The organism is Pantoea sp. CTOTU50773 (assembly GCF_032082325.1).
GTDB lineage: Bacteria > Pseudomonadota > Gammaproteobacteria > Enterobacterales > Enterobacteriaceae > Pantoea > Pantoea communis.
Map to the genome: position 1 here is coordinate 1 of NZ_DAMDQC010000230.1, position 4,972 is coordinate 4,972.

Below are 4,972 nucleotides of genomic sequence, written 5' to 3' on the forward strand. Positions count from 1 at the left end.
CCGGTCGCGTGGAGCGAGAAAAGCCCTTACCGACCTTTCTGTTCCAAACGTTGCCAGCTTATCGATCTGGGTGAGTGGGCGGATGAAGAGAAGCGGATCCCAAGCAGCGGCGATCGCTCAGAAAGTGATGACTGGAGCGAACAGCAGCCTTAAGGCTGCTGTTTCAGTTTATTGATTACGGGTTCATTTGCAGCCGGGAATTCGTCGGCGATAAGCTCGCCTTGCGCAACCCATCGTCCCGGTTGCCCTTCTTTACCCCAGGGTTCGCCTTCCCAGCTTTCCACCAGAAAGAACCATAAAGTGATATGCCTGTCGGGGAACTGATATTCCAGCGATTCAAATAGCGTAGCGGACGTTACGTTAATACCCGTTTCTTCGGCAAGTTCGCGCACCAGCGCCTGCTCCGGGCTTTCCCCCGCTTCCACCTTGCCGCCTGGAAACTCCCACTTATTCGCCATGTGCGCGTCGGCGGCGCGACGGGTAATAAAGATTTCGCCCTGGCGATTACGTATAATGCCAGCCGCAATAGTCAGTCTTTTCATTTACTCTGCCCGTAAAAAAAGGCGCAGCACGCTGCGCCTTTCTGTTTATGGATGCCTTAGCTCAGACGGCCGTGGCACTGCTTGTATTTTTTCCCGGAGCCGCAAGGACACGGGTCGTTACGACCCACTTTGCGATCGCCGGTTTGTTCAGCAATGGCTGCCGCAGCCGCAGAATCATCATCCTGGTGGCTAAGCTGCTGCATCTGCGCCAGACGCTCCGCTTCCAGGCGACGCTGCTGCTCCATCTCTTCAACTTCTTCCGGCATGCGCACCTGAACTTTACTGAGCGTGCTGATCACTTCATATTTCAGCGACTCCAGCATAGCGGCGAACATAGCGAACGATTCGCGTTTATATTCTTGCTTCGGATCTTTTTGCGCATAACCGCGCAGATGGATGCCCTGACGCAGATAATCCATCGCCGCCAGATGCTCTTTCCACAGTGAATCCAGCGTTTGCAGCATCACGCCTTTTTCGAAGTTACGCATCATTTCAGCGCCAACCACTTCTTCTTTCGACGCGTAGTTTTCATGCGCACGGCTCATGATACGTTCACGCAGCGTTTCTTCATGCAGATCCGGCTCTTTATCCAGCCATTCTGCAATCGGCAGATCCAGATCGAAATCGTTGCGCAGACGCTCTTCAAGGCCCGGAATATCCCACATTTCTTCCAGCGACTGCGGTGGAATGTAGGTGTCGATAGTGGCCTTGAACACATCTTCACGGATGCTGTTGATGGTTTCAGACACATCAGACACGTCCAGCAGTTCATTACGCTGACTGTAGATAGCGCGACGCTGATCGTTGGCCACATCATCGTATTCCAGCAGCTGCTTACGGATATCGAAGTTACGGCTTTCCACTTTACGCTGTGCATTGGCGATGGCTTTGGTGACCCACGGATGCTCAATCGCTTCGCCTGGCTTCATGCCCAGTTTACGCATCATGTTAGACACACGATCCGAAGCAAAGATACGCATCAACGCATCTTCCATTGACAGGTAGAAGCGTGATGAACCGGCATCACCCTGACGACCCGCACGGCCGCGCAACTGGTTATCGATACGACGTGATTCGTGACGCTCAGTACCGATAATGTGCAGACCGCCCGATGCCAGAACTGCATCATGGCGCAGTTTCCAGGCTTCTTTGATGGCCTGAATCTGCGCTTCTGAAGGTTCATCCAGCGCTGCCACTTCGGCCTGCCAGCTGCCGCCCAACACGATATCGGTACCACGACCTGCCATGTTGGTTGCGATGGTGACTGCAGCTGGTTGACCTGCCTGTGCCACAATATCCGCTTCGCTGGCGTGGAATTTGGCGTTCAGTACGCTGTGTTTGATACCCGCGCGCGTCAGTTCGTTAGAGACCACCTCTGATTTCTCAATCGAAATGGTTCCGACCAGCACCGGCTGGCCTTTCGCAGTGCAAGTACGAATGTCTTCGATGATCGCGTCGATCTTCTCTTTCTCGGTCATATAGACCAGGTCAGCCATATCTTTACGCACCATCGGACGGTTAGTTGGCACCACGATGGTATCGAGTTTATAGATCGAGCTGAATTCAAATGCTTCGGTATCAGCAGTACCGGTCATACCGGCCAGTTTTTCATAAATACGGAAGTAGTTCTGGAAGGTGATGGAAGCCAGCGTTTGGTTCTCGTTCTGGATTTCCACGCCTTCTTTGGCTTCAACAGCCTGGTGCAAACCATCAGACCAGCGACGTCCCTGCATGGTACGGCCAGTGTGCTCATCAACGATGATCACTTCGCCATCTTTTACGATGTAATCGACATCGCGGGTAAACAGCGCATGCGCACGCAGTGCAGCCGTCACGTGGTGCATCAGCATGATGTTGGTTGGCGAGTAAAGTGACTCACCTTCTTCCATAATGCCCTGGCTCACCAGCAGCTCTTCAACTTTTACCAGACCACGCTCGCTCATGTGAGCCTGACGTGCTTTCTCATCGACCCAGAAGTCGCCTTCACCCTGGAAGGTTTCTGAGTCTTCCTTCTCCTGGCGTACCAGGTGAGGAATGATTTTATTCACTTTGGTGTACAGCTCGGAGCTGTCTTCAGCAGGACCGGAGATGATTAACGGCGTACGCGCTTCATCGATCAGGATGGAATCCACCTCATCCACCAACGCGTAGTGCAGTTTACGCTGTACACGCTCTTCCGGGCTGAATGCCATGTTGTCGCGCAGGTAGTCGAAGCCGTATTCGTTGTTAGTACCGTAGGTGATATCCGCAGCATAGGCAGCGCGTTTCGCCACCGCGGGCATGTTTGGCAGGTTGATACCGATAGACAGACCCAGGAACTCGAACAGTGCACGGTTGTTTTCGGCATCACGCTGAGCCAGGTAATCGTTCACCGTGACCACGTGCACGCCTTTACCGCTCAATGCGTTCAGGTAAGCCGGTAGTGTTGCCGTCAGGGTTTTACCTTCACCGGTACGCATCTCGGCGATGCAACGCTCATTCAGCACCATGCCGCCAATCAGCTGTACATCGAAGTGGCGCATACCAAACACACGTTTACTGGCTTCACGCACCGTGGCAAAGGCTTCAGGAATCAGGCTTTCAAGGCTTTCACCTTTCTTCAGGCGTTCACGGAACAGGTCGGTCTTGGCTTTCAGTTCGTCATCCGAGAGCTTGACGAAATCCGGCTCCATCTTATTGATGACATCGACGATTTTGCGCATGCGGCGCAGAGTACGATCGTTGCTGCTGCCGAATACTTTGGTTAACAATTTGATTAACATGGTAAATTTTTCTCAATTCAGCCGCATTCATGCGGGCTGGAAAATCTAAAACAGGATGTGGAAAATCGTTAGCTGTTAAGCAATGGCAGGCCCGGCGCGGATGCCATGAATAGCAGCCTGCCAGTCAGCAGAAGTGTGAATTTGAGGTTCGCGATGACGCAGCGTTTCCTGCGGCTCTAATGCAATAGCGGGTTGAGCTGGCGATGTGAGTAGCGCCTGCAGCGAATCGATTAACGCCAGCTTTTGTGCCGCCAGCGGGGCAGTATGACTCTCTTCCGCTTCTGCTGGTGGCGTCATGCTAAATGAGAGGTGGCGAATGACCGTGCGAATGGCATGCTGATGCCAGTAATCGACATTGAAATTAGGTCGACGCGCACTTTCCTGCAGACGGATTAAATGATCGAAATGAACAACATTGCCGACAAACAGGCTGCTGATGGGCGAGTCTGTCGCCGTGGACTCCGCACTTTGCGCACAGGCAGGCAAGCCCAAACTGGCCGCCACCATCCCTAACAAGAGATGAGGCCAGAAGTAGCGTCTGCCTAATTGTCGCCAGCGTGAGAAAATCCCGATCACAACCTGTCCACAGTTAAATAAAGTAATGAAGCCGTTGCGGTTATCCGCGAACCTGCTCATATGAGCGCCAGATAATAGCACTTATGTGGGGCCAGGACACCAGTGATTAAAGGGCTTACGGGGGATTTCACGTTTATTTGTACAGGCTTTCGCCAGTGATAGCAGAGAATTGAGAGCGGTCTTGCAGGAATAAAAAACAGGCAATAAAAAACGGCAGCTTCCACTGACCGGAGAGGGTGTCAGGGAAACTGCCGTTTTTATGACTGACTTACGCCAGAACTAAATTTGGAGCTTTGAATGCCAGTGGCAGTTCAGCTTCGTCTTCGAAGGTTGCCCATTCCCAGGCTTCCTGCTTCGCCAGAACCGCTTGCAGCAACTTGTTGTTCAGCGCATGGCCCGATTTGAACGCAGAGAATGCGCCAATCACGTTGTGGCCACACATAAACAGGTCGCCAATCGCGTCCAACATTTTGTGACGAACGAACTCATCTTCAAAGCGCAGACCGTCTTCGTTGAGTACGCGGAAATCATCAAGACCAATCGCACAATCTAAGCTACCGCCCAGGCACAGGCCTTTAGACTGCAGATATTCGATTTCACGCATAAAACCAAAGGTGCGCGCACGACTGATTTGGCGAACAAACGCCTCAGCCGAGAAGTTTAACTGGTAACGCTGCGAGCTTGAGTCAATTGCCGGATGTTTGAAGTCGATAGTAAAGTCGAGAGAGAAACCGTTATAAGGTTTGATCTCGGCCCACTTATCACCATCTTCAACACGCACCGTCTGCTTAACGCGTACGAATTTCTTCGCACTATTCAGCTCTTCGACGCCTGCATCCATCAGCAAGTAGACAAAAGGCGCGGCACTGCCATCCATAATTGGGATTTCGGGCGCATCGACTTCAACAATAATGTTGTCGATACCCAAGCCAGCCAATGCAGCATTCAGGTGCTCAACCGTCGATATACGCACGCCTTCATCATTCACCAGGCAGGTACTCAGCATGGTGTCGCGCACGTATTTTGCATCAGCCGGGAAATCAACCGGTGGATTCAAGTCAGTGCGACGATAGATGACCCCGGTATTAGCCG

5 protein-coding genes are annotated in these 4,972 nt (G+C 52.4%); 1 reads left to right on the plus strand and 4 read right to left on the minus strand.

Translation table 11 applies throughout. The annotated features are described in order from the left end of the window. Window positions 1-153: DNA gyrase inhibitor YacG (gene yacG / locus RT340_RS21785; RefSeq protein ID WP_313377737.1), on the plus strand; the 153-nt coding region annotated here is incomplete at its 5' end. On the opposite strand, the gene mutT is transcribed toward yacG, so the two are convergent. From mutT to lpxC, 4 genes are all read right to left on the minus strand, one after another. After that, window positions 150-542, minus strand: a complete 393-nt coding sequence (mutT, locus tag RT340_RS21790; RefSeq protein ID WP_024554123.1) for an 8-oxo-dGTP diphosphatase MutT — start codon at window positions 540-542, stop codon at window positions 150-152. The two genes, yacG and mutT, sit on opposite strands and share 4 nt — an antisense overlap. Window positions 543-598: 56 nt before the next feature. Beyond that, on the minus strand, window positions 599-3,304 hold the full coding sequence (secA, locus tag RT340_RS21795) for a preprotein translocase subunit SecA (protein ID WP_313377735.1): 2,706 nt from the start codon (window positions 3,302-3,304) through the stop codon (window positions 599-601). Between the two features lie 75 nt (window positions 3,305-3,379). Then, window positions 3,380-3,880: a secA translation cis-regulator SecM gene (gene secM, locus RT340_RS21800; RefSeq protein WP_176505769.1), complete on the minus strand. Its 501-nt coding sequence runs from the start codon at window positions 3,878-3,880 to the stop codon at window positions 3,380-3,382. 268 nt (window positions 3,881-4,148) lie between these two features. Beyond that, window positions 4,149-4,972 (minus strand): UDP-3-O-acyl-N-acetylglucosamine deacetylase (gene lpxC, locus RT340_RS21805; protein WP_313377736.1); only part of this gene is annotated, 824 nt, incomplete at its 5' end.

Bases quoted from the DNA above. Each gene is read 5' to 3' on its own strand.
- mutT (WP_024554123.1), bottom strand. From the start codon at position 542: ATGAAAAGACTGACTATTGCGGCTGGCATTATACGTAATCGCCAGGGC.
- secA (WP_313377735.1), bottom strand. From the start codon at position 3,304: ATGTTAATCAAATTGTTAACCAAAGTATTCGGCAGCAGCAACGATCGT.